This window comes from Ignatzschineria sp. F8392, assembly GCF_002252045.1.
Lineage (GTDB): Bacteria > Pseudomonadota > Gammaproteobacteria > Cardiobacteriales > Wohlfahrtiimonadaceae > Ignatzschineria.
Window position 1 is genome coordinate 1 of record NZ_NEFF01000001.1, and the last position, 24,577, is coordinate 24,577.

Below are 24,577 nucleotides of genomic sequence, written 5' to 3' on the forward strand. Positions count from 1 at the left end.
ATGCATTGAGCTTACCAATACTAATTGACCGTGAGGCTTGACCATATAATAGGTCTTAGACAATTTTGATACGAGACATGATCGTTTCCAAAGTTGACGCGAATACAACAACTTAAGCAATTCAATCTGACATTGCTGTTACTAACCAACTAATCAAACTTATTCGTGAGTGGAGTGCAAACACTTCAAGCACAACCAGTTTTCCTGGGGAAAATAGCGCTATGGAACCACCTGATCCCATCCCGAACTCAGAAGTGAAACGTAGCAGCGCCGATGGTAGTGTGGGAGATCCCATGTGAGAGTAGGTCAACCCCAGGGCTTCATTAAGAGCTCCTAGCTAATTAGCTAGGAGCTTTTTCTTTGTCTGGATTTTTTAAGTAATTTTTAAGTAATTTCTCTCTAATCAATAGAATGAATGGAAAGCAGGATGATGAGTTGCTACCAACAATCCAGGATATTTTCTCCTTAAGAAAGCTCCTGGAGCTGCGGGAACCCACTATTTCATTCTTTTAACCAGTGCATGCCCGCCGATCGGCATCTTCGATGTCCCTTGCCGGCACGCAGTTTTTGGAAGAACGCGATAGTGAGGACCGGCAATTCATCAGCCTCTGTTTGTTTTAGGGTTTGAACTCATAAGAGGATTTATTGAGTGGCGGGAGCCGACTATCTCACTCTTATTACAACCGTATGCCCGCCGGTCGGCCTTTTCAATGCCTCTTGCCGGCACACAGTTTCTGGAAGAACGTGATAGTAAGATCCGGCAACTCATCAGCTTCTGTTTGTTTTAGTGTTTGAACTTATAAGAGGATTTATTGAGTGGCGGGAGCCGACTATCTCGCTTTTATCACAACTGCATGTCCGCCGGCCGGCATTTTCAATGCCTCTTGCCGGCACGCAGTTTTTGGAAGAACGTGATAGTGAAGACCGGCAGCTCGTCAGTCTGTTTTTTTCAGTATGATTAATTATTAATGTAGCGATATTTGCCGGCATGCGATTATTGGAAGTATGCAGTAGCAAGATCCGGCAACTCATCAGCCTCTGTTTGTTTCAGGGTTTGAACTTATAAGAGGATTTATTGAGTGCGGGAGCCGACTATTTCACTCTTATCACAACTGTATGCCCGCTAGTCGGTATCTTCTATGCCTCTTGCCAGCACGTGATTTTTGGAAGAACGTGATAGTGAGGACCGGCAATTCATCAGCCTCTGTTTGTTTTATTATTATATTTCTAATATAAAAGGTTTTTGGAAAGGCGGAAATCGACTACTTTACTCTTTTAACTAATGTCTGCTTGGCATCTATGAGGTCTCGAAATTAGTTGTTACTGATGAATTTTTGTATTCCACAGACAAGTATCGAGGATATCGATAGAATGATAGGGAAGCATTGATTATTTATTTGTTGAATCTTCAGAAGGTATAACATGAAAAAATGTTTCATCTTCTTTAATAAGACCTAAGTGCTTTCTGGCTAACTCCTCTCTTGCAGAGTAGTTGTGCTTGATCCCATTGATAATTTGGCGAGCATGATCATTTTGATGATGGAGCTTCTTATTTTGCTCTTTCAATGCCTCTAGTTTTACTTGCAGTTCTTCAATCTGTTTCGGTCCGGAATCTGTATCAAACCATATCTGTTTAATAAGTAGCCCTAATACGAGAACTAATATAAGAAATAGTAGGTGCATTAGTTTCATAATTGATTAACTCGCAATGTATACGAAAGCCTCTAGATTTGAGATAATGGCAGATAGATGTTTTAATCCACTATTATAGCGCATAAGTACTTATGAAAGACAGTATAATTATAAAGTTAGATGAATTGGCGGAACGATTAGAAGAGGTGTCTTATCTTCTATCGGATCCAGATGTAATTAGTGATAATAATAAGTTTAGAGAATTATCACAAGAATATGCTCACCTAGACCCTGTTGTTGCAGAGTTTAATGAGTGGAAGCAAAATGAAGCTGCATTGCAAGATGTGAAAGAGATCTTTGATGGCTCCGATAGCGAAATGAAGGAGTTGGCAAAAGAGGAGCTTCCCTTATTAGAGGCAGAGAAAGAGCGACTAGAAAAATCATTAAGTATCTTATTATTACCAACAGACCCTTATGATGATAGCAATATCTTCCTTGAGGTTCGTGCCGGAACAGGTGGAGATGAAGCAGCTATTTTTGCGGGCGATCTTTTACGTATGTATATGCGTTATGCCGAAGAGCGGGGCTGGCGTGTTGAGTTGATCAGCGAACATCATGGTGAGCATGGTGGGTATAAAGAGGTGATTGCTCGTATTGAGGGGCAGGGTGCTTATTCTCGTCTTAAGTTTGAATCGGGAGCACACCGTGTTCAACGAGTTCCTGAGACAGAATCCCAAGGTCGAGTTCATACTTCAGCTGCTACCGTGGCTATTTTGCCAGAAATTCCTGAAACAGAGATGATTGAGATTAATCCTGCAGATCTTAAAATCGATACATTCCGTTCATCAGGTGCCGGTGGACAGCACGTTAACGTGACAGATTCAGCGATTCGTATTACGCATTTGCCAACCGGCGTTGTGGTTGAGTGTCAGGATGAGCGTTCACAGCATAAGAATAAGGCGAAGGCGATGAGTCTTCTTGGATCCCGACTTTTAGAGGCTGAACGTGAACGTGAGCAGAAAGAGATGAGTGAAACTCGTCGTAGTTTAGTAGGTTCAGGAGATCGTTCAGAGCGTATTCGCACTTATAACTATCCTCAAGGACGGATCACCGATCATCGGATCAATTTAACGCTCTATAAGCTCGATGAGATTGTTAATGGTGATCTTGATCAGATTATTGAACCCTTAATTCAAGAGAACCAAGCAGATCTATTAGCTGCGATAGGGGATGAGTCATAATATTTTATGAAGAAGGTGAGTGATAGGTTAAAGTTACGCATTCTTGCTACAACCGATATTCATGGTTTTTATACAAACTTTGATTACTATAAAGATCAGGTTGTCGATCGTTTAGGGCTGATTAGTCTGGCGAATCTAATTGATGATGCCCGTTGTGAGAATGGTAATACCTTGCTCTTTGATAATGGAGATCTGCTACAGGGATCTCCGATGTCTGATTATCTACGTGATTATGCCGTCACGAATGGCCATCCCGCCTATGCGCTGATGAATGCAATCGGTTATGATGCGGCAACATTAGGTAATCATGAGTTTAATTTTGGCGTGCCCTATCTGCTTGAAGTTTTGTCACAGGCCAATTTCCCTTATGTTAATGCCAATATTGAAACGATAGATGGTGTGCCTTTTCTTCCCCCTTCTGTCATGTTAACGCGAAGTTTTATCAGTGAAGGGGGCGCGGAGATTGAGTTGAAAATTGGGGTTACCGGAATTGTACCACCCCAAATTACAACTTGGGATAAGACGCACCTTGATGAATATGCGGTTGCCAATCATCGTTTGGTGACTCAAGATGCCTATCAAGCGGTTAAAGAAGAAGCTGCAAATTTAAAGGCTGCAGGTGCTGATTTAGTGGTTGTTTTAGCCCATACAGGTCTCTCTAAGCGTCCTTTTGAGGAGGAGATGGAGAATAGTGGCTACTATATCGCTCAGATTGAGGATGTGGATCTTCTAATTACAGGTCATCAGCATCGTCGTTTTCCTTCTGAAAGTTATCGTGAATTAAGTTCCTTAGGTTTTGATGTTGATGCGGGGACTATTTGTGGTACACCAACTGTCATGCCGGGATCATGGGCAAAATGGTTAGGTGTGATCGATCTAGAATTAGTTGAGAGCGATGAAGGCTGGCAACTCGAATCAGGAAAGAGTGAGTTGCGCGGGATTGATAGTTATTTAGCTCCTCGCAGAGCGATTAATCCTCACTATTGGAAGAGTGTTGAAGTGGCACATGAGGTGATTCGTGAAACGATGAATGTTCCCGTTGGTTATACCGATAGCGGTTTTTATAGTTATCTCTCTTTGATACAAGATGATAATTGTATTCAGATCGTTGCTGATGCGCAGAGCCATTATGCCGAGAAGCTGTTAGCGGAACTTCCTCATCGAGAAGAGCTTCCACTTCTTTCCGCAGTTCCACTTTTTAAGGTGGGAAGTCGAAAAGATGATCCCACTTACTTTACCGAAATCTCTCCTGGAAAGCTCTCTTTCAAGGATATCGCTGATCTCTATGTCTATCCCAATTATCTGGTTGTTTTAGAGATCTCGGGAGAGAATTTAAAAGAGTGGCTTGAGTGTTGTGCAAGTATCTATCATCAAATACTCCCCACGGAGGAGGCGCAACATTTAATTAATTGGGCAAAATATCGCCCCTATAATTTTGATGTTATAAAAGGGGTTACTTATCAGATTGATCCCACCGTTCCTCCTCGTTATGCACCAGATTTGACGTTGATGGATCAGGAGAGTGAGCGAATTGTTAATCTAGAGCATGGGGGGAGAAAGATTTTGCCAGAGGATCGATTCTATTTAGCAACTAATAGCTATAGAGCTTTGGTGGATCGTTTTCCTGGCGCGGGAAAAGGGAATATGGTTTGTAGCACGATGAAGGAGATTCCTGAAGTAATCCTCTCTTATATTATGGAGAAGGGGGCGCAGATGTTGAGTATCAATCCTGATTGTAATTGGTCTCTTGATCAATCCGTGCTTGAAGGACGAATAGTTTTGCTAGAGTCTGCTAATAGCGCTTTAGCCGAATCTATTATTTCGCAGACATCACAATATCCTATTAAGAGAGTTGGAGAAGATGCTGAAAAGTTTGCACTCTACCAGTTAGATTTTAGGTAGGGCGAGACTAACGCATCTTATTTCTGATCCGTTATAAGTCTCTATTTTTACGCTTCTTTCGATGGATCTTTTCCTCTGCTTATCTCTATTTCTCTGAGAAAGTCTTCTCTTTTATTGTTTGAAGATAGAGAGATTTCAATTTTTTACTCAGTTCCAGAACCACTTTTTGACGTTTGCTATTGATCATAGGTCCTTCTTTTTCAAAATATTGTGGGTAGGAGCGGAGATAACGACCTTCAGCAATCAATTGGTGTAGATCGCTTTTTTTACTCTTATTATTCTTATCACTTTTTTGAATTTCTTGAAGGTAGATCGGTTGGAGAACAGCATGACTTCTGCCATTGAGAAGACCGACAACATAGAGCATTCTCGAGATAAGGAGATCAATTGCCGTATCATTGATACAGTAGGTCTCTAAGTTATTAAGATGATCGAGAAGAGAGTTTCCATAATGTTTAAAAGAGGCGGCAAGCCCCCCTAATATCGCGCCAGTCGCTGTTGCTGCTCCTAAAGTGGTAAAGCCTGCTAAAGCATCAACGCCGGCAAAGAGGCCCGCGCCTACACTTGCGCCTTTACCAAACTGCATAGAAAAATCGATGAGATTATCACTTGTGAAGAGATCTTGTTTATATTGTGATCCTTCAATTGCTAATTGAAAATAGGCGATATCTTCACGATTAAATTGATAAAGAGAGAGCAGTGCTTCAAAGGCACGTTTTTCTAATTTTTCAATCATCTGATTGAGTTTTTTCATTACCTTTTCTGCCGGGGCATTCTGCTTCTCTTTGAGTTGTAAGGTCATCAAATTGAGATAGAAGTTTGCCACAATCTGCATCGCTCGCTCTAAGCGCTGTTGATCCGCTAATTCTTCGAGAGCATTATAAGCCATAATTTCCGCATAATATTCAGGAAACATAATCGCGATCTGCTCATAAAATCGCTTCTTTTGTGGCGGCATAATAGTATCAAATTCGAGATAATGATGAATGCCGTGGGCTTTAAGATGCTGTTTCCATGCAGAAAGATGTTCTCCTTGAATAAAGTTGAGAATGGGGAGAATTGGTTTATGGGTCTTCTCAATGAGTGTCAGCTCATCATCAAATTTAGGAAGGAAGGGGAGACGACAATCGACGACATAACAGATCAGATCGGCCACAAAGAGTTGCTTAATCACCTTAACCTCTTGTTCAAAGAGCGCTTCAACCGCATGATCTTGGGCAAATTTAAGGAGATTTTCTGACTCCTCTAATCGTGTATTAGAAGGATACCGCTCCTCTAGAAGATCGAGGACACCCATCGCATCTTCCATGCCGGGAGTATCTACATAGGTAAATGTTAATTCTTGAGAGGCGCGTTTAATCTCGGCGACATCGATGGTAGTTGAAGCTTCATCACGAACTTCACCAAAATTTCTCTCTCGAGTAATCGTTCTAATTAAGGAGGTCTTTCCTGTATTGGTATGACCTACGATAGCGATCTTTAATGTTTTTAGCCCCATAATTATTCGACGGAATCTCCTTTTAATCGATTAATGTATTAAATCAATGTATTAAATCAATGCATTAGATGTAATAGATATCATAGATGCAGTCGCTATGATAGCGGATCGCTATTACTTCTAGGTGGCTGATCTCCTCTATTTTTTACCTTCTGCGGCGCAGGGTAGAGAAGAATTCTTTCATCTTTATAGAGATTAGGGGTCAATTTATGTTGCCACTCCTCTTCTCGTGAAGGATTTTGATGGGTTACTAAGATGATCTCGGTGCTTAATGCTAAATTCATCAATGTATAGATTCTTCGTAATAGACTTCTATCGGGCGTCAATTGAGTATCGATATAGATAATAAGATATGCAAGAGGCGACGATTGTAGTTGAGAGAGTAGCTGTTGGAAATCAGCTCTGCTATTGATGATCTCCACGATTTTATCACTCTCTTTAGAGTGAGGTACCTCTCCGACATAGTCGAGGGCAATCCTTTTTTCACCTTCTCCGTAGCGGATGCTCTTCGGTGGGCGAAGACTTTGTGGTCTTGCTTTTGCGGCATCTATCACTTTTCCTTCCCCAGATAGAAGCGAACGATGCTCATTTTTTTGTTGATCTTTGAGATACTTCTTATAGCTTCTTTGGGCGAGAAGGAAGAGTATAATACGTGGAATTAAACCATAGAGAGCAATCATTATTAAGATCCAGCGCGCCCATGCGGCATTCTCGATGGCGGTAGGGGGTAGATTGAGACTATGTTCGACAATTGCAGGAGAGATCAATTCTCCGGCAATGAGGTCAGGAAGAAAGTTCAAGAGTTGAATGATTAGAAAGTAGAAGTCACTACGATCAGGAAAGAGAGTACTAAAGAGATTGAAGGAGTACTGCTTGAGGGTGAATTGAAAAAAGAGTGTAATGAGCAGTGTCGCAAAAATTAAGATCCATGCGCCATGCATAATCACTTTACTAAGATAGAGTAGCTGTTTTGGATCGGGTTCATTGATCTTTTCTGAGCTATTTGAGAGACTTTTTCGAAGCGGTTTTTCAATTTTTTGCCATCCTTTCTGTAGTAGCAGTAATAACTCAGCAAAGAGCGAATGGCGTCTTACAAGGGCAAAAAGAAGAAACAGATAGGCAGGTAGAAGAATTCCCAATATGAGTGCAATAGGATGAATAGGTGATGTTAAAAGCGCATTACTACCACTTGCCGTGATAAAGATGATAAGTAAGGAGAAGAGGAGAATCGCTCCTTTAGAAAAACGTTGATTATCCTTAAATTGATCTGGGTATTGCACGTCTTCTCCTCTTTATGCTCTGTGAATAACTTCATAGAGAAGGGTGTTCCCTTTCACAGCTGTAATTCTAATTTGACTGCCGGCAGGGAGATCTTCCCCTTCAATCGCCCAAGTGCTATCTCCAAGTGCAACACGCCCTTGTTGATTGATAACGGCTTCTTGCAGCGTGATATTTCTTCCAATAAATTCAGAACCCCTAGTCTGATTGAGGGCACTACTCTTAATCTCTTTTCCTTTATAGGTTTTAACACCGACAATGACCGCAAGAAGTGCAAAAATAGCGAAGAGAAGAATCTGCAGAATAATCGATAGATCGATAACACTTAAGACCCCACCGACCATTAATGCAGCAATACCGATCCAAAAGAGATAGACGCCGGGAAGAATAATTTCAAAGAGAATAAGGAGTGCCCCGGCAATGAGCCAGAGCATCATGGGATTGATATCTGAAAAGAGCGCAATCATTTAGATTCCTTTTGTGCAGATTTAACGAGCTCCGCAATACCTGCAATTGAGCCAACAATGCCGGATGACTCCATCGGCATCATAATAATCTTATCATTTTTACTCTCAGCTATCTTACCAAATGCTTCAACATATTTTTGCGCAACGAAGTAGTTAATGGCTTGCACATCCCCTTCTCGAATTGCTTGAGAGACCATCAATGTTGCATTTGCTTCCGCTTCCGCTAAGCGCTCACGAGCTTCTGCTTCTAAGATCGCCGCCTGCTTTTTACCTTCAGCCGCTAAGATTGCCGATTGTTTCTCCCCTTCTGAGCGAAGAATATCTGCTTCTCGTACGCCTTGAGCCTCAAGAATTGCTGCGCGTTTTTCTCGCTCAGCCTTCATCTGCTTTGCCATAGAGTCGACAAGATCGCGCGGGGGTTCGATATCTTTAATCTCAATTCGGGTGACTTTAACACCCCAAGGTTCAGTTGCGTGATCAACAACGGCTAAGAGGCTTGCATTAATCTCATCTCGTTTTGATAATAATTCATCGAGATCCATTGATCCCATCACTGTTCTGATATTGGTCATGGTGAGATTTAAGATCGCAGATCCTAAATTGTTAACAGCGTAGGCAGCGCGCGCAGCATCATTGATCTGAAAAAAGACGACACCATCGACCCGCACCATTGCATTATCTTTGGTAATAACCGCTTGTGAAGGGACATCGGTGACACTCTCCATCATGTTGATCTTTCGTCCAATACGGTCAAAAATAGGGATAATAAAGGAGATCCCCGGGGTGATAGTCTTTCGATAGCGACCAAAGCGCTCAATCGTATATTCATAACCCTGAGGCACCATTTTGACCCCTAAAAAGATGAGGAGAATTGCGATAATCGCAATAATTAAGACTAAAATTGCACTAGTTGTCATAATGACCTCTTAAGCAGTTGTAACTATTATCGATCATCGATATTACTTATCGATACCGAGTCATAGGTGTCGAAACAGATATCAAAAAGAGATATCAAAGATAGGTATTGTGAAGCAAGGATCGAGAAGTAGATCCAATTAATATCCAGTTAATATCCAGTTAATATCTGGTTAATATCTATCTTATTAATATCTTATTAACATCTCATTAATATATCTCATTGTAGAGACTCGTTCTTATTTTGGATTTGACTAAGTCTACGATATCTCTACAAGATCTATTATAGATAAAAAAACACCTATCTAACGAACTTTTAGATAGGTGCTATCTATAGTGATCAGTTACGAATCTTCATGAACTGATTTTTCATGCTGCATTAAGCACTAAATGAGTTACCACATCCACAAGTTGTTGTAGCATTGGGGTTACGGATTACAAATTGCTCACCTTGTAGATCATTGACATAATCGATCTCAGCGCCCACTAAATATTGGTAACTTAATGGATCAATTAAGAGCACTACATCTTGGTTCACAACTTCAACATCACCCTCTTCTACTTCATTGGCAAATGCAAATCCATATTGGAAGCCTGAACAGCCACCGCCTTGGATATAGACACGAAGTTTAAGTGTTGAATCACCTTCCTCTTCGATTAAGCTCTTTACCTTAAGTGCTGCAGAATCTGTGAAGTTAATTCCTGTATCTTCAATCATCGACATCCCTTTCTCCTTAAAATCAATACATTTCTGCTCCATTATACCGCAGATTGATCGGTAAGGTGAGAACACTTTTGATATTTAGGATAAGAAAAGATGGGGCTTTCCCTAACTTTTTGTAAATCTAAGGACTCTTGAAATATTTTAAAAAAAGAGGGTGGGGGAGAGGCTTAATATTAATCAATATTAATCAGTATTATTAATAAGAATCGTTCATTTTCCATCTCTCATCCCCTATTCTCTACACACCATTACTTATCAAGTAAGTCTTCGCATCTGATGATTGTAGTTCTTAATAAAGTGGGGCAGGCTAGGATTGGCATTATCTCTTCGCCAGACAAGTTCAAGGTCAAATGTCACATCAAGCTCCGGTAACTCATGCATGACAACATCGTAAACTTTTAGATATTTGGCTACTGCCGGCACAAAGGTATATCCTCGGCCTGCAGAGACAAGGCTCAACATAGAGTTGTAATCGCAACCTTCATGATCAATTTTTGGTGTAAAATCATGGCGTCTTAACTCATCAATAATCATTTTATAGAGGTCAAAAGCTTGATTTTCCGGTGACCAGATAAAGGGTTCTGAACGTAGTTGATCGATCTTTTCGGGCGGATGGTCAGCAAAAGGTGAGTTTTTATTAACTGCCAGAAGCATCGATTCTTTATAGAGGAATCGTCCTAAAAAATCATTATCATCTTGTGGCCGGATAAACATAAAGCCGGCATCTAGCTCCCCATTACGAAGTGCCATAATCTGTTTCCGGGAGTGCATTGTGCAGACATTCAGGGAAATTTCAGGGTTATATTTTCGAAATTCACTTAAGTGTTGTTGCACTTCAGTGAGCCAGATATGTTGTGGCGTAATCCCAATTTTGAGGTAACCAATATCGCCTCGATCTGCTTTTACCGCCTGTGATTTTGCACGTTCAATAGCATTGAGAATATTGAGCGCATCTTGATAAAACTTTCTCCCGGCGGATGTTAAAACCATCCCTCTAGCATGTCTTTCAAAGAGGGTGACACCGATGGTCTCTTCAAGGTTCTTAATCTGTCGGGTGATGGCAGGTTGGGCAATATGTAGTGATCTTGAAGCCGCCGCTACACTGCCAAGTTCTGCAACCATCACGAAATAGTGTAGTTGTCTATTTTCCATATTATTCCCTTAATTATTTCAAATTATTTCAACTAATTGTTTTTATTGATTTTCTTGGTTTTATCTGGTTTTAACTTGTTTTTTAACTATTTGGCTTTTTATTTGGTTTTTGGGGTGTTTTCCTAGATATCTTCATCATTATTGTGTAGATACTCTTGAGTAACTCTTAAGAGAAATTGATCAAGACCTTATCTATGATATTACCCTATTTTCAACATGTTGTGTCGATTGCTCTCCCAAGGTTCTCTTTATCTTGAGCAATTAAGCGCCTTTTAAGAGGTGAGAGTAATATCTATAACAAAAAGGTATATGAGGATCACAATAAAGGTATTATTTATAAAATATAGGATTTGATAATATTGTACTCATGCTATTTGCCCTAATTTAAGGAGAAGCAAAAAGGTATAGGTTTGTAATGAGTGATGAGTGTAGTAACGATGTAGCAGTTATGTAGTTTTACTGTCATTGCAATATTACAAGTGATTAGATTCTCATGTTTGTGGAGTAGATATGATGAGTGCAATTTTGTTAGCGCGGATCCAATTTGCGTTTACGGTCTCATTCCATATTATCTTTCCGGCAATTACAATTGGGCTAGGAATGTGGCTCGTTGTGCTAGAGGGACTCTGGTTGAAGACAAAAAAACCAGTCTATATGGATATTTATAATTTTTGGGTGAAGTTTTTTGCCGTTGCATTTGCAATGGGGGTTGTCTCAGGAGTGGTGATGGCCTTCCAGTTTGGTTCAAATTGGAGTGAGTTTTCTAAGTTTTCAGGATCGGTAACAGGACCTCTATTAATTTATGAAGTGATTACTGCATTCTTCTTAGAAGCGGGCTTCTTGGGGATTATGTTGTTTGGTCGGGATCGTGTTGGCCCTAAGATGCACTTTTTTGCAACAGCAATGGTTGCGATAGGAACTACATTCTCTGCTTATTGGATCTTAGTCTCTAACAGTTTTATGCAGACACCGCCATCTCTTGAGTCGGGTGCGATTGAGATTATTGATGGTGCTGTTGTAGTGAAAGATTGGCTCGCGATTCTTTTTAGTGCTTCTCTGCCTATCCGTATGGTGCATATGTTAACTGCTGCGCTTTTGACGGCAACGTTAATCATTTCGGGAACAGCCGCTTGGCATCTCTTACGAGGTAATCGTAACGCAGCGGTTAAGAAGATGTTGAGCATGTCGTTAGTAACACTCTTCTTTGTCTCTATCTTCCAAGTGGTTATCGGTGATATCCATGGGTTGAATGTTCGAGATCACCAGCCAACAAAACTAGCAGCGATCGAAGGGCATTGGGATGCAACGCCTGAAGGGGAGGGAACGGGTTTTATTCTCTTTGCAATTCCTAATCAAGAAGAGCAGAAGAACTATTTCTCTATTGAAATTCCTTATGCTGCAAGTCTTATTCTAACCCACTCATTAGATGGGAAAGTCGCGAATTTAAAAGCATTTCCTAAAGAGGATATTCCTCCTGTCGGTTGGGTCTTCTGGTCTTTCCGCGTGATGGTAGGATTGGGTTTCTTAATGGTTATTTTAGGAATTTGGGGTGTTTGGCAACGGCATAAGAAGACTCTGGGCGAGAAGAAAGGGTTACTTCGCTTTGCATTATGGATGGGGCCTAGTGGTTTAATCTCAGTCTTAGCCGGTTGGTTTGTCACAGAGATTGGTCGTCAGCCTTGGTTGGTCTATAACATTATGCGCGTTACCGAGGGGCACTCTTTTATACATACCGCAGGAGATTTAACGGTGTCATTAGCGCTCTTTGTGATTGCTTACCTCGTAGTCTTCTTATTTGGAGTGACGATCCTTTTCCGTATTTTGCGCAGAGGACCTCAAAGTTCTGATGTTGCTGTAGCTGAGCAGTAAGGAGTCAATAATGGATTACAATATGTTAGTTATCATCTGGACAGGTATTATCCTATTGGGTGTAGCGATCTATGTCGTTCTAGATGGCTTTGACTTAGGGGTAGGAATGCTCTATCCCTTCGTGAAGAGTGAAGATGATCGAACGACGTTAATGAATAGTATCGGTCCGGTATGGGATGGAAATGAGACTTGGCTTATTTTGGGAGGCGCCGCACTTTTTGGAATCTTCCCGATCGCTTACTCTGTGGTGTTATCCGGGTTTTATCTGCCGGTGATACTCCTCTTAATGGCCTTGATCTTTAGAGGTGTCTCTTTTGAGTTTCGTGGGCGGGTTTCTGAGCAACGCCGTAATTTTTGGAATAATGCCTTCTTTTTAGGGTCACTCTTTGCCGGTTTCTTTCAAGGAGTGATTGCGGGAGCTTTAGTGCAAGGTTTTGATTTTATGCCGGCGGCAGATGCGATCAATGCACCAGAAGGATATATCTCTAAAGGGGCATTAGATCTAGTTATGGCGGGAGGTATTTGGGCTTGGCTCTCCCCATTTTCGATTGTTTCAGGATTGGGTCTCACCGCTTTTTATGCTCTATTAGGTTCAACCTGGGCGATTAAGAAGACTGAAGGAGCGTTACAGGCGCATATTCGAAGCTTAACGCGTAAGATTGCGCTGATCTTCTTCCTCCTAGCTACTATTATTTTGGTATGGACCTTAATGATTTGGCAAGAGCAGCTCTTTATGGCGGAAAATCTCTGGAAGGTCTATCTCTTTGGTGCACTCTATCTTGTAGCGATCATTGTTGCCTTTATCTTGATGCGTTCAATTCGAAATACTAATACGCATTGGCAGCCATTTATCTATTCGTTATTAATGGCTGTTTTAGGTGCTGGCGCGTTGGTGGGCTTCCTTCTTCCCTATATTGTTCCATTTCAGGTCACTATCTTTATGGCCGCGGCACCAGAGTCGACTCTAACCTTCTCTCTAGTCGGAGCATTGATCTTTATTCCCCTCGTGCTGATCTATACCGGTTATATCTACTATGTTTTCAGAGGTAAGGTGCAAGGAGAGGGTTACTAAGATGAAACAGGAGAGAGAAGTGTTCAACGAGCTCAAGGGTAAGGTAGAAGCAGCTCAAGTATCTGCTAAAAAAGGGCAAGATAGAGAGCAAGGCGATACTCGAAATCATGGTAAGAAGAGATCATTGAAGTCGCAACTCTTCTGGATGATGGGTTTATGGCTCGGTGGCGTGATCTCTCTCTACCTCTTTGTAAAATTAGTGAAAGTGATTATGTCCCTTGTCGGTTTATATGCATCCCCCTAGAGATAAAACCGACAATTTACCCCTAAGGATCAATCCTCCTTAGGGGATTTTTTTGTCTCAATTTTAGGCTGTTGATAGTTGGTAGTTGATTTGCCGGTCAGCTATTTATTTTTTGTACACATTGGAAGTGGTAAAAGTAGAGATAGATAAAGAGATAGATAAAGAGATAGATAAAGAGATAGGGATAGGTAAAGTAGATCTCTGAAACAGATATTTAGGATTGTATTCAGGAGAGAGTAGATATAGAGAAACCCCTAGATGGCGTGTTTGTGAGCACTTCCATCATAGGGGTTTTGTCTACTTGAAGAGTATCGTTCGTTTAAAGTCTTAACTTTAACTTTAACTTTAACTCAACTTCTTGCTGCTTACTATTTTTGCATCTCTTTCTCATCTTCGACAACAGCGATCGCAAGCTCATCTAATTGTGCTTGGCTGATATGAGCTGGTGCTTCAGTTAAGAGACATGCGGCTGACTGTGTTTTCGGGAAAGCGATCACATCACGGATTGAACTTGCTTCTGCCATCAACATCACTAAACGGTCAAGTCCAAAGGCGATTCCCCCGTGAGGCGGTGCGCCATATTTAAGTGCATCAAGAAGGAAGCCAAATTTTTCTTCCGCTTCTGCTTTATCGATCCCGAGTAATTCAAAGACCTTCATCTGGACATCATGTTTGAAGATACGGATTGATCCGCCACCAAGCTCTGTGCCGTTGAGGACGAGGTCATAAGCGTTGGCAATAGAGTTTGCAGGATCGCTAAGCGACTCAATACCTGTTTTAGGCGTTGTGAAGGGATGGTGAACGGCAACATAACGTTTCGCCTCCTCATCATATTCAAACATAGGGAAGTCAACAACCCACATCGGCGCCCATTTACAGGTTAATAGGTTAAGATCCTTACCGATTTTCACGCGAAGCGCACCAATAGCATCATTGACGATAGTCGCTTTATCAGCACCAAAGAAGATGATGTCATTATTTTTAGCATTCGTTGCTTCAAGAAGTGCTGTAAGCGTTGCATCATCTAAGAATTTAACGATAGGGGATTGCAAGCCATCGCGGCCAGCGGCAACATCATTGACACGAATATAGGCAAGACCTTTCGCACCATAACGACCGACAAACTCAGTATACTCATCGATGTGACGACGGGTAAATTGATCCGAAGCATTGGGAATATTGAGCGCAACCACACGACCATTTTCACGATTTGCAGCATCTTTGAAGACCTTAAACTCACATCCTTTCATCAATTCAGTGACTTCTGTGAATTCAAGAGGGATACGAAGATCTGGCTTATCAGAGCCAAAGCGAGCCATCGCCTCATGCCAAGTCATACGTGGGAAGTTATCGCCAAGATCAACATCGATTGACTCTTTAAATACATCGCGAATCATCTTCTCTGCAATATCCATAATTTGATCAGAAGAGAGGAATGATGTTTCGATATCCACCTGGGTAAATTCAGGTTGACGATCTGCACGGAGATCTTCATCGCGGAAGCAGCGAACGATCTGGTAGTAGCGATCAAAACCACTGACCATTAATAGTTGCTTAAAGAGCTGTGGGCTCTGTGGGAGCGCAAAGAACTCACCATGATGAACACGGGAGGGAACAACGTAGTCACGGGCTCCTTCTGGTGTTGCTTTTGTGAGGAAAGGTGTTTCAATATCGAGGAAGCCTTGCTCATCGAGTGCTTTACGAATGTAGCGCGTTACTTTTGAACGTAACATGATATTTTGATGCATGCGTGTATCGCGAAGATCAAGATAGCGATATTTAAGGCGAACCTCTTCTGATGTTTTATCATCACCTAGTTGGAAAGGAAGTGGTGCTGCGCTATTGAGGATCTCTAAGCGTTTAGCGACGACTTCGATCTTGCCTGAAACAATATTAGGATTCACCATCCCTTCGGGACGAGCAATAACTTCACCCTCAATTTTGATAACAAATTCATTTCGAATCTTCTCTGCTTCTTCAAAAGGAGTTGTGAGATGTGCCGGGTCGATAACCACTTGCACGATTCCCTCTCTATCCCGAAGATCTACGAAAATAATTCCGCCATGGTCGCGGCGACGATGTACCCAACCAGAGAGGGTAACCGTTTTATCGAGAAGCGCCTCGTTGACGAGTCCGCAGTAGTGTGATCGCATAATTGAGTCCTTAAATATCAAATATATGAAATGGTGGATTCTTATTATTTAATTAATGAATAATGAATAGTGGATAGAAGACGCACCATTTTGCACTGAAAATGAAATAATAAATTATACAATTATAGGGGATTTTAAGGAAGATTTCAGGAGAAGATCGAATTGATTTTTCTTTAACTTTCTAACTTTAGCGTTCTCTCTAATGGCATCTGTTACTTTGAGCGCAACGTCATTGAATAGTTCGCTACCCGCTTCAAGATGAGCCCCCGAGTAAATTAGACGAATTTACCGCAGAGCCATCTTGAATAATAACCTAGGAACCTACGCCTTACAAACGTAGGTTCCTAGATCTGTAAGCCTATCTGGTCTCTTATTTTTCTTCTTCTTTTGAGACTTCGATACTACTTCACCATATCTACTAAACCGTGAGAGTATATTCTCTCTTTAGTTTAGTCCTCCTTTGAATGTGCCTAGATTGTGGTGATCTATTATTGATATTTTTTATCAATCTAAGCACAAAATTTTATTAAGCCGACACCTTTATGAGTATCAATTCTAATTAGAAAAAGCAAACATTAAATTATTTTTGGGACCATTTTTTTATCTTTACAAATAGAGTTTTGAGATAACTATCTGTTTTTAAGCATATTTTTAAAGATGTTTTTGATGCAGTTTTTGTTACTGTTTTTGATAGTGTAATAGTATGAAATCGAGCGCTATTTAATCTCTTATTCTCTAAAGAAGATATGCGTAAAATAGGGAGGGAAAAGCAGCTCGTTAATAAGAAGATATGATATTGTTGATCTTTTAATTGGATGATTAGCTACAAGTAAGGTCGGATTGACGAGAGAAACGGTTAGAATGTGGGGAGATAACCAAAACAACTGAAATAACCGAAATGGCTGAATGAGTGAACAATTATATAACGGCTTAGGATATAACGATTTGGGCGTATAGAACTTAGGTGTATCGCGCGATAAGTTATGAAACTTATATGAGGTCTATACATTGTGCATTTATATATTATATAATTATATAGTATATTGGGTATTCGGTAATGAGTGATCGTTAATGCTAACAGATGGTTAATCAAAGAAAAGCGTCTTTCAGTAGTATTTGATGAGCTATTGAGATGGTAACTATTATATATTAGGGAAAATATCGGGAAGCGAGGATAGGATGGGTGTTGAGTTATTAATATTTCTTTTTTTAGGTTCTATTATAGGTCTTATTTCAGGGTTATTAGGTGTCGGAGGGGGGACAGTTGTTGTGCCGACACTGGTCTTCTTCTTGGTCTCTATCGGTGTTGATCCTGAGTTGATTATGAAGGTTGCTTTAGGTACCTCTTTTGCTGTTGTTGGAATTACAAGTCTCTCTTCAGTAATTGCCCATCAAAGAAGAGGGTCGGTGATGTGGGGCGTTGTTTTTCTCTTAGGTATTGGGGCAATGATCGGGGTCTCTATCGGTAGCCTGGTTGTTACAATGATGAATGATCTGATATTACAATTGCTCTTCTGCATCTTCTTAGCATATACCATCTACAATATGTTACGAACAGCTTCTAAGAAGGAGGCGGATACTGTTTCCTATTTTGCTAAACCCTTCTTTGTGTTAGTGGGTGGTGCGATTGGTTTTGTCTCAAGTTTTGTGGGAATCGGGGGAGGTGTGATGATTGTGCCGGTATTAAGTAAAATTGGTTACAAGATGAAAAATGCAATTGCCTCCTCTTCGGCAGTAGGGATGATTATGGCGACGGCCGGTGCAGCAAGTGCGATTTTTAATGGAATGGGGGTCGAAGGTGTGCCGGAGTCATCTCTAGGTTTTGTCTATTATCCTGCGGTGATAGGTCTCTCCATTACGAGTGTTATTTTTGCGCCCATTGGTGCTAAGTTAGTTTATATCTTGCCGGTAAAGCGCATTCGTCAGATTTTGGCAGGTTTTTTATCGATTATTTTGGTAATCTTTATCTACAATAACTTTGTTTCATAGTTCTGTTTTTAATTCTACTTATAACTCAATTTATAACCCTATTTGCTCAGCGGATCTTATCAGTTTCTCTGATAACTTAAGTATCTCAATAGGGATAAGTTTTATAGCTTGTAGATAGAAGAGTGAATATAGAAAATGGCATAGAAGATGAGAAGCAGGAGCTAAATTCCTGCTTTTTTTGTATAATCGAGGGTCAATCGAGGTTGTCTTATACGCTTCTCGAACTTTTATCGAAGTTTTTATCGATCGCACAATTGCAGCATAGATTAATCAAAAGGTTTAATTTCACCCATGTCAAAAACATTTTTAGTCGTTGATGGTTCTAACTTTCTTTTCCGTGCATTTCATGCGCTACCGCCCCTTAAAAGCCCAGATGGACGACCGACGGGAGCGATTCGTGGTGTCATTAGTATGTTTGAGAAGCTTGTACGCGAGTTTAAGCCAGACTATTTAGGCGTTATTTTTGATGCAAGTGGGAAGAGCTTTCGGAATGATCTTTTTGAAGATTATAAAGCACATCGACCACCAATGCCGGATGATCTGCGCGCGCAAATTGAGCCACTATATGAAATTATCGATCTGATGGGCTTTCCACGGATCTCTATTCCTGGAATTGAGGCGGATGATGTAATCGCTACCTTAGCAGTTGAAGCGAAAGCGAAGGGCTTGCGCACGATTATCGCTTCAAGTGATAAAGATCTTGCACAATTGGTAGAAGATGATGTGATTACAATGTATGACGGCATGAAAAATGAGATGTTAGGCCGGTCTGAGATCTTTGAGAAGTATGGTGTCTATCCTGAACAGGTTCGTGATTACTTAGCTTTGATGGGAGATAGTGCCGATAATATCCCCGGCATTCAAGGGGTCGGTCCTAAAACTGCCGCAAAGTGGATTCATGAGTGGGGTGATTTAGATGCAATTGTAGAAAATGCTGAGAAGATTAAAGGAAAGGTGGGTGAACGACTCAGAGATAGTTTAGAGATCTTAGCGCTTTCTAAAGAGTTGACGACACTGCTCCTCAATGCCCCGCTCCCGGTCAAAGTGGAAGATCTTACCCCTAATCCTCCATTTATTGAGCGTTTACGAGAGGTCTATCAAGATTTTGGTTTCCGCCAATTACTCTTAGAACTTGATCAAGCTGGTGGTGGGGAGAGCTTTGTTCCTCCTGTTGCACAATCGGTTGCAAGTGATCAGCTAGAGCTGGCAGCGCATTGGATTAATCCTACATTGCCGGCAAAAAAATCTTATCGAACCATTTTAGATTTAGCAGAGCTTGAACAGTATCTCTCCTTGATTCCTGAGACTGCGCTTTTAGCACTCGATACGGAGACTGATGGATTGGAGTTTATGCGCTCTCATCTTGTGGGGCTCTCTCTCTCAGTGGCACCAGGGGATGCGATCTATATTCCCTTTAAACAGGCAGGCCTTGAGAACCCATTGGCGATCGATGCTGTGATGGCGCGTTTAAAACCGATCTTAGAGGATGAGAAGACTCCTAAAGTTGGACAAAATATTAAGTTTGATTGGCATATCTTAAAGCGTCATGGTGTGGAGTTACGTGGAATTGTTGATGATACGATGTTAGCAAGTTATATCTATGATCCTACTGGGAACCGCCATAATATGGATGCATTAGCGGAACTCTATTTGGGCTTTAAGACAACTCCTTTTGAAGAGATTGCCGGCAAAGGGCGTTCGCAGAAACGCTTTGATGAGATCGATATTGAGATCGCTAGCTTTTATGCTTGTGAAGATGCCGATATTACCTTGCAATTACAGCGAAGTATCTTACCGCGACTCCGCTCTGAGGTGACACAATATAAGGTCTATCAGGAGATAGAAGTTCCTTTAATCTCTGTTCTTGCAAAGATGGAACATGAAGGGATTTTAGTAGATGCTCAGCATTTAGAGAGTTTAAGTGCCGAGTTTGGAGAGAATTTAGCGGAGCTCGAGGCAAAAGCATATGAGCTTGCCGGAGAAGAGTTTAATATGAGCTCATCGAAGCAGGTTGGAGAGATTCTCTTTGAAAAATTGGGGCTGCCGGTGATTAAGAAGACACCTAAAGGAGCACCTTCAACGGCAGAAGATGTTTTACAAAAATTAGCAGAGGATTATCCTTTACCGAAAATTATTATTGAGTATCGTGAGTTTTCTAAACTCCGCTCAACCTATACTGACTCTCTTGTCGCTGAGATCAATCCTGATACCGGGCGCGTTCACACCTCTTTTAACCAGGCTCAAACAAGTACAGGGCGTCTCTCATCCTCAAATCCCAACTTGCAAAATATTCCGATTCGGACAAAGGAAGGGCGCCGTATTCGGGAAGCTTTTATTGCTAAAGAGGGCTCAACTCTATTAGCCGCGGACTATTCACAAATTGAGCTTCGTTTAATGGCGCACTTCTCTCAAGATGAGATGATGCTAAAAGCATTTAATGAGGGGAAAGATATTCATGCGGCAACAGCTGCAGAGGTATTTGGTATTCCCTTAGAGAAGGTGACAGGGGCTGAGCGTAGAGCGGCAAAGGCAATTAACTTTGGCTTAATTTATGGTATGGGCGCTTTTGGTCTGGCTAAGCAGTTGGGGATCTCCCGTACCCAAGCGCAAGAGTATATTAGTCTCTATTTTAGTCGTTATACCGGCGTTTTAAATTATATGGAAGAGGCGAAAGAGAAGGCGAAAGAAAAAGGGTATGTAGAGACAGCTTTAGGGCGTCGACTCTATCTTCCTGGAATTCATAGTAGCAATGCGATTGCGCGATCAGGAGCGGAACGTGTTGCCATTAATGCCCCCCTTCAAGGAACGGCCGCAGATATTATTAAGTTAGCGATGTTAAAGGTGGACCGATCTTTAGCGGAAAATCCTCATCTTTCAGCAAAAATGTTACTTCAGGTGCATGATGAGCTGATTTTAGAAACGCCTATTGAGCAGATGGAAGAGGTCCGAGCATTATTAGTCGATGCAATGACTGATGTCCTCAAGCTTGATGTTCCTTTGATTGTTGAGGTTGGAAGCGGTAAAAACTGGGATGAGACTGCAGGATAATTGCAAAACAGCCACCTCTTTTAAAACACGATAGCGCTTTTGTGGGTTATTGCTGAAAACAGTATGCAGTTATCGAGGTTGTTGCAAGAATTGTAGATAGAGAGAAGGGGAAAGATTAGGCTTTCCCCTTTTTTAATGATTGTTTTAGCGATGCGCTTTTAGTGAGAATTAAAAGAGATGGGGTAGTAATTTTTTAGGGATTACAAATCGCGCAGTTAATTGAGGATCAACTAATTGGCTGATTTCAGCATCACAAGCGATGCTGCCGAGCATCGTCGCCTCTTCTAGGGAGATTTTAAGTTTTTCCGCTAATTTCTGAACGCCGATATTAGTCGCTTCTGTAAGAGCATCATCAATTGTTTTACGTGAAACCAAAAAGGCAAAGCTCTCCTCATTTTCAACAACAGGATGAGTAAGCTTCTGCTCTTTGATAAGATCGATCGTGACAATAACCTCTCCGGCAACTTCAACGCCAGAGCCACCAATCTCCCCATCTCCCATTGCGGCATGCAGATCTCCCAAGGCAAAGAGCGCCCCTTCAACAAAGATTGGGAGATAGAGCGTCGCTCCCTCTTTAATCAGTTTGGTATCCATGTTACCACCATGTTCGGCAGGCGTGCCTGTGGAGATAGGCTCCTCTTTAGGAGCAACACCGATGACACCGATCATCGGATTGAGTGGAAGGATAATCTCATCACTAAAGTGAAGCTGTTGATCTCGGATGGGAATAATTTTTTGGGTCATCTCCGGCAGTGGGATTAATCCAAATCCAGGACCAACGGCACAGACACCTTGATCTGCTACAGTAATTGAATCGATGCTCACTTTTAAAATATCGCCGGCTTCAGCTCCTTCAACAAAGATCGGTCCTGTGGCGGGATTGATTTGGTTCCAGTTAATATCGGCGAGGCGATGATCATCATCCACCTGATTGCTAAAGCAATCTTTTGTGATGATTTTGATCTGTTCACCTGCTCTCACGCGTAATTTGGGGGAATTGTTTTTATCAAATGCATAGATAGTGGCACTACTGCTACAAAGTTGTTTCATGATCTCTCCTCCTGAACCTTCCGATTAGTTTGATCTACTCGTTACGCAAATAATTAAGCAGCAATCATTGATGGTTAGTGATTGCTGATTAGCTGTTGATGTTTAAGACTCTATCAATATAGCAAGATTTAATCGGTTGTGTAGAAGAAGGCCTCTCTATTGTGGATAACTTTGAGGATAACTCAGGGAGAAGCTGTGCAGAGTGGCACTGAAATTCTAAAAGGTGACCTGTGGATAACTCTGTGGAATCTGTGAGAACATTTGGGCGTTACTTTATAAATGCCTATTTTTACTGGCTTTATAAGATCTTTTATCACGCTATTGGTCATTGAGGTGTGGATAACTCTTGTGGATAAGCGTTCTTGAGGATAAGAGTTGCTAGAGATTGCTTGAGATAGAAAAGCCCTTATATAGATATGGGTGTGGCATCTTTTTTAAGAAGCGGATAAAACTATAGAAGAGGGAGATAGGAGGGGAGATAGAAGGGGACATGGTTGCATAGAGAAAGATCGATAGGAGTGAGGATATTAAGTGAGGGTATTAGACTAGAGATAATAAAAAAGCACTCTTCGATAAAATCGACGAGTGCTTCAAATCTCAAGGTTAAAGCTGAAACCTTATTTTAGATCATCTATTTTGGATCATAGTTAGAGTGATTTAAGTGTTGTAATCATCTCATTGACAACTTTCTGCGCATCACCATACACCATATCGGTATTATCGAGATAGAAGAGATGATTTTCAATTCCAGAGAAACCAGAGCCTTGTCCACGTTTAATAACAAATACTTGCTTTGCCTGATCTGCATTAAGAATAGGCATACCATAGATTGGGCTAGATTTATCGGTACGAGCGACAGGGTTCACAACATCATTAGCACCAATCACAAGTACGACATCGGTATCTTTAAATTCATCATTGATCTCATCGAGGTCAAAGATGCTTTCATAGGGAATGCCAGATTCAGCTAATAGAACATTCATATGTCCCGGCATCCTTCCTGCAACAGGGTGGATCGCAAAACGGACATCAACATCGCGAGCTTCTAAGATCTTCACAAGCTCTGCGACTTTATGTTGCGCTTGTGCTGCCGCTAAACCATATCCTGGGACAATAATAACGCGATCAGCATATGCCATTGTCATAGCGGCATTTGCAGCATCACTCTCTGTCATTGAGCCTTCGATATCACTAGCCTCGCTTTGACTTTCACCAAAGTTAGAGAAGAGGACATTGCTTAAAGAGCGATTCATCGCCTTTGCCATTAGTAACGTTAAGAGGGTTCCTGCCGCTCCGACAACGGTTCCGGCAATGATCAATCCACCATTATCAAGCGCGATTCCTTCAAAAGCGACTGCAATACCCGTTAAGGCATTAAAGAGTGAGATGATGACCGGCATATCGGCTCCACCAATGGGAATCGCAATTAAGACCCCTAATGCTAAGGTAAATGCGAAGAAGAGGAAGAGCATAAAGTAGTGAGGCGCAGGCTCAGAGGCGAGAAGAATTGCCAATAGGAGCGCAAAGCCAAAGAGGAAGAGATTGACAATATTACGATTTTTGTAGCGAATCGTTGATGTCATACGACCATCAAGCTTTGCCCAAGCAACCACCGATCCGGTAAAAGAGACAGCCCCGATAAAGCCCCCTAATGCAGCAAGAAGGAGTGTTCTTGAGCTATCACTTGCATCGGGCATTCCGATCTGTAGAAGTGCAATTGCACCAATGATTGCGGCCGCTCCACCACCAACACCATTATAGATCGCGATCATTTGTGGCATATCTGTCATCTCAACTTTGAGTGCTGAGCGTTTCGCAATAATAAATCCAATTCCAATCGCAATAACAATTAAGAGCAGATTAGTGAGAAATGCATGATGTGTAATGGCGGGGTGAAAGATGGTAATAACAACGGCTAATACCATCGCTAATCCACCATAATGAATTCCTTTACGTGCGGTAGAGGGGTGGCTCATACTCTTGAGTGAGTAGATAAAGACAATGGCTGCAATAAAGTAGCCAATATTAACTAAGAGAGATCCCATCTGTTATTTCTCCTCTTGTTTATTAGATTTGAACATTTCCAACATCCGATCAGTCACATAGTAGCCACCGACTGCGTTGATCGCACCGAAAACAACGGCGATAAAGGCAAGTGATGTTTGGAAGAAGCCATCAGCATGTCCGAGCGCAATCATCGCCCCAACAAGAATAATTCCGTGAATAAAGTTAGAGCCAGACATCAATGGGGTATGTAAAATTGCAGGAACCCGAGAGATGACTTCAAATCCTAAAATAGCGGAAAGCACAACGATATAGAGCGCTGCAAATCCTGTTATCATA

Annotated in this window: 18 protein-coding genes and 1 rRNA gene; 8 read left to right on the forward strand and 11 right to left on the reverse strand. The window is 41.5% G+C overall.

Annotated elements, in window-relative coordinates:
* The first annotated feature begins 203 nt into the window (after nt 1-203).
* Nucleotides 204-318 (forward strand): 5S ribosomal RNA (gene rrf / locus B9T19_RS00005).
* A gap of 1,071 nt (nt 319-1,389) precedes the next feature.
* Here rrf and B9T19_RS00010 read toward each other — a convergent pair.
* Entirely contained in the window at nt 1,390-1,692 is a 303-nt protein-coding gene (locus tag B9T19_RS00010) for a septum formation initiator family protein (protein ID WP_094566572.1), read from the reverse strand.
* Nucleotides 1,693-1,784: 92 nt separating this feature from the next.
* Here B9T19_RS00010 and prfA point away from each other — a divergent pair, with 92 nt between their 5' ends.
* Together prfA and B9T19_RS00020 are read left to right on the forward strand one after the other, a co-directional pair.
* Nucleotides 1,785-2,873, forward strand: a complete 1,089-nt coding sequence (gene prfA / locus B9T19_RS00015; RefSeq protein ID WP_094566573.1) for a peptide chain release factor 1 — start codon at nt 1,785-1,787, stop codon at nt 2,871-2,873.
* 6 nt (nt 2,874-2,879) lie between these two features.
* Nucleotides 2,880-4,775 (forward strand): bifunctional 2',3'-cyclic-nucleotide 2'-phosphodiesterase/3'-nucleotidase, encoded by a 1,896-nt coding sequence (locus B9T19_RS00020; protein WP_094566574.1) that lies wholly within the window; start codon nt 2,880-2,882, stop codon nt 4,773-4,775.
* Nucleotides 4,776-4,860: 85 nt separating this feature from the next.
* Here B9T19_RS00020 and B9T19_RS00025 read toward each other — a convergent pair whose 3' ends face one another.
* The 6 genes from B9T19_RS00025 to B9T19_RS00050 form a co-directional block, all read right to left on the reverse strand.
* Nucleotides 4,861-6,273, reverse strand: a complete 1,413-nt coding sequence (locus tag B9T19_RS00025) for a GTPase/DUF3482 domain-containing protein (protein WP_094566575.1) — start codon at nt 6,271-6,273, stop codon at nt 4,861-4,863.
* A 95-nt stretch (nt 6,274-6,368) separates the two neighbouring features.
* Nucleotides 6,369-7,553, reverse strand: a complete 1,185-nt coding sequence (locus tag B9T19_RS00030) for a DUF2868 domain-containing protein (protein ID WP_094566576.1) — start codon at nt 7,551-7,553, stop codon at nt 6,369-6,371.
* Between the two features lie 12 nt (nt 7,554-7,565).
* Entirely contained in the window at nt 7,566-8,018 is a 453-nt protein-coding gene (locus B9T19_RS00035) for an NfeD family protein (RefSeq protein ID WP_094566577.1), read from the reverse strand.
* Nucleotides 8,015-8,935 (reverse strand): SPFH domain-containing protein, encoded by a 921-nt coding sequence (locus B9T19_RS00040; protein ID WP_094566578.1) that lies wholly within the window; start codon nt 8,933-8,935, stop codon nt 8,015-8,017. Before B9T19_RS00040 ends, B9T19_RS00035 begins: the two co-directional genes overlap by 4 nt.
* Nucleotides 8,936-9,312: 377 nt before the next feature.
* A complete protein-coding gene (gene erpA, locus B9T19_RS00045) occupies nt 9,313-9,693 on the reverse strand; it encodes an iron-sulfur cluster insertion protein ErpA (RefSeq protein WP_369828025.1) in 381 nt (126 codons plus the stop codon).
* 219 nt (nt 9,694-9,912) lie between these two features.
* A complete protein-coding gene (locus tag B9T19_RS00050; RefSeq protein WP_094566580.1) occupies nt 9,913-10,809 on the reverse strand; it encodes a LysR family transcriptional regulator in 897 nt (298 codons plus the stop codon).
* A 510-nt stretch (nt 10,810-11,319) separates the two neighbouring features.
* Here B9T19_RS00050 and B9T19_RS00055 point away from each other — a divergent pair.
* From B9T19_RS00055 to B9T19_RS10705, 3 genes are read left to right on the forward strand one after another with little or no spacing between them, the layout of a single operon-like run.
* Entirely contained in the window at nt 11,320-12,678 is a 1,359-nt protein-coding gene (locus B9T19_RS00055) for a cytochrome ubiquinol oxidase subunit I (protein WP_094566581.1), read from the forward strand.
* Nucleotides 12,679-12,688: 10 nt separating this feature from the next.
* Nucleotides 12,689-13,750: a cytochrome d ubiquinol oxidase subunit II gene (gene cydB, locus B9T19_RS00060; protein WP_094566582.1), complete on the forward strand. Its 1,062-nt coding sequence runs from the start codon at nt 12,689-12,691 to the stop codon at nt 13,748-13,750.
* A 1-nt stretch (nt 13,751) separates the two neighbouring features.
* Nucleotides 13,752-13,994: a hypothetical protein gene (locus B9T19_RS10705; protein ID WP_094566583.1), complete on the forward strand. Its 243-nt coding sequence runs from the start codon at nt 13,752-13,754 to the stop codon at nt 13,992-13,994.
* A gap of 368 nt (nt 13,995-14,362) precedes the next feature.
* On the opposite strand, the gene aspS is transcribed toward B9T19_RS10705, so the two are convergent.
* Complete coding sequence (gene aspS / locus B9T19_RS00070) at nt 14,363-16,147, reverse strand: aspartate--tRNA ligase (RefSeq protein ID WP_094566584.1); 1,785 nt, start codon at nt 16,145-16,147, stop codon at nt 14,363-14,365.
* Between the two features lie 1,179 nt (nt 16,148-17,326).
* Between aspS and B9T19_RS00075 the strand changes: the two genes are divergently transcribed.
* Nucleotides 17,327-18,136, forward strand: coding sequence for a sulfite exporter TauE/SafE family protein (locus tag B9T19_RS00075; protein ID WP_094566585.1), 810 nt, complete (start codon nt 17,327-17,329; stop codon nt 18,134-18,136).
* 291 nt (nt 18,137-18,427) lie between these two features.
* On the forward strand, nt 18,428-21,184 hold the full coding sequence (gene polA, locus B9T19_RS00080; RefSeq protein ID WP_094566586.1) for a DNA polymerase I: 2,757 nt from the start codon (nt 18,428-18,430) through the stop codon (nt 21,182-21,184).
* Between the two features lie 168 nt (nt 21,185-21,352).
* Here the strand turns inward: polA and B9T19_RS00085 are convergent, their stop codons facing one another.
* From B9T19_RS00085 to B9T19_RS00095, 3 genes are all read right to left on the reverse strand, one after another.
* Entirely contained in the window at nt 21,353-22,234 is an 882-nt protein-coding gene (locus B9T19_RS00085; protein WP_094566587.1) for an acetamidase/formamidase family protein, read from the reverse strand.
* Between the two features lie 647 nt (nt 22,235-22,881).
* The gene (locus B9T19_RS00090) at nt 22,882-24,279 is read right to left on the reverse strand and encodes an NAD(P)(+) transhydrogenase (Re/Si-specific) subunit beta (protein ID WP_094566588.1); all 1,398 of its coding nucleotides are present in this window, start codon (nt 24,277-24,279) and stop codon (nt 22,882-22,884) included.
* A gap of 3 nt (nt 24,280-24,282) precedes the next feature.
* Nucleotides 24,283-24,576, reverse strand: coding sequence for an NAD(P) transhydrogenase subunit alpha (locus B9T19_RS00095; RefSeq protein ID WP_094566589.1), 294 nt, complete (start codon nt 24,574-24,576; stop codon nt 24,283-24,285).
* Nucleotide 24,577: the final 1 nt, after the last annotated feature.

What these genes read in the sequence shown, in the direction of transcription:
- B9T19_RS00010 (WP_094566572.1), bottom strand. Translation starts at nt 1,692, where the DNA reads ATGAAACTAATGCACCTACTATTTCTTATATTAGTTCTCGTATTAGGG.
- prfA (WP_094566573.1), top strand. Translation starts at nt 1,785, where the DNA reads ATGAAAGACAGTATAATTATAAAGTTAGATGAATTGGCGGAACGATTA.
- B9T19_RS00020 (WP_094566574.1), top strand. Translation starts at nt 2,880, where the DNA reads ATGAAGAAGGTGAGTGATAGGTTAAAGTTACGCATTCTTGCTACAACC.
- B9T19_RS00025 (WP_094566575.1), bottom strand. Translation starts at nt 6,273, where the DNA reads ATGGGGCTAAAAACATTAAAGATCGCTATCGTAGGTCATACCAATACA.
- B9T19_RS00035 (WP_094566577.1), bottom strand. Translation starts at nt 8,018, where the DNA reads ATGATTGCGCTCTTTTCAGATATCAATCCCATGATGCTCTGGCTCATT.
- B9T19_RS00040 (WP_094566578.1), bottom strand. Translation starts at nt 8,935, where the DNA reads ATGACAACTAGTGCAATTTTAGTCTTAATTATTGCGATTATCGCAATT.
- erpA (WP_369828025.1), bottom strand. Translation starts at nt 9,693, where the DNA reads ATGGAGCAGAAATGTATTGATTTTAAGGAGAAAGGGATGTCGATGATT.
- B9T19_RS00050 (WP_094566580.1), bottom strand. Translation starts at nt 10,809, where the DNA reads ATGGAAAATAGACAACTACACTATTTCGTGATGGTTGCAGAACTTGGC.
- B9T19_RS00055 (WP_094566581.1), top strand. Translation starts at nt 11,320, where the DNA reads ATGATGAGTGCAATTTTGTTAGCGCGGATCCAATTTGCGTTTACGGTC.
- cydB (WP_094566582.1), top strand. Translation starts at nt 12,689, where the DNA reads ATGGATTACAATATGTTAGTTATCATCTGGACAGGTATTATCCTATTG.
- B9T19_RS10705 (WP_094566583.1), top strand. Translation starts at nt 13,752, where the DNA reads ATGAAACAGGAGAGAGAAGTGTTCAACGAGCTCAAGGGTAAGGTAGAA.
- aspS (WP_094566584.1), bottom strand. Translation starts at nt 16,147, where the DNA reads ATGCGATCACACTACTGCGGACTCGTCAACGAGGCGCTTCTCGATAAA.
- B9T19_RS00075 (WP_094566585.1), top strand. Translation starts at nt 17,327, where the DNA reads ATGGGTGTTGAGTTATTAATATTTCTTTTTTTAGGTTCTATTATAGGT.
- polA (WP_094566586.1), top strand. Translation starts at nt 18,428, where the DNA reads ATGTCAAAAACATTTTTAGTCGTTGATGGTTCTAACTTTCTTTTCCGT.
- B9T19_RS00085 (WP_094566587.1), bottom strand. Translation starts at nt 22,234, where the DNA reads ATGAAACAACTTTGTAGCAGTAGTGCCACTATCTATGCATTTGATAAA.
- B9T19_RS00090 (WP_094566588.1), bottom strand. Translation starts at nt 24,279, where the DNA reads ATGGGATCTCTCTTAGTTAATATTGGCTACTTTATTGCAGCCATTGTC.
- B9T19_RS00095 (WP_094566589.1), bottom strand. Translation starts at nt 24,576, where the DNA reads ATGATAACAGGATTTGCAGCGCTCTATATCGTTGTGCTTTCCGCTATT.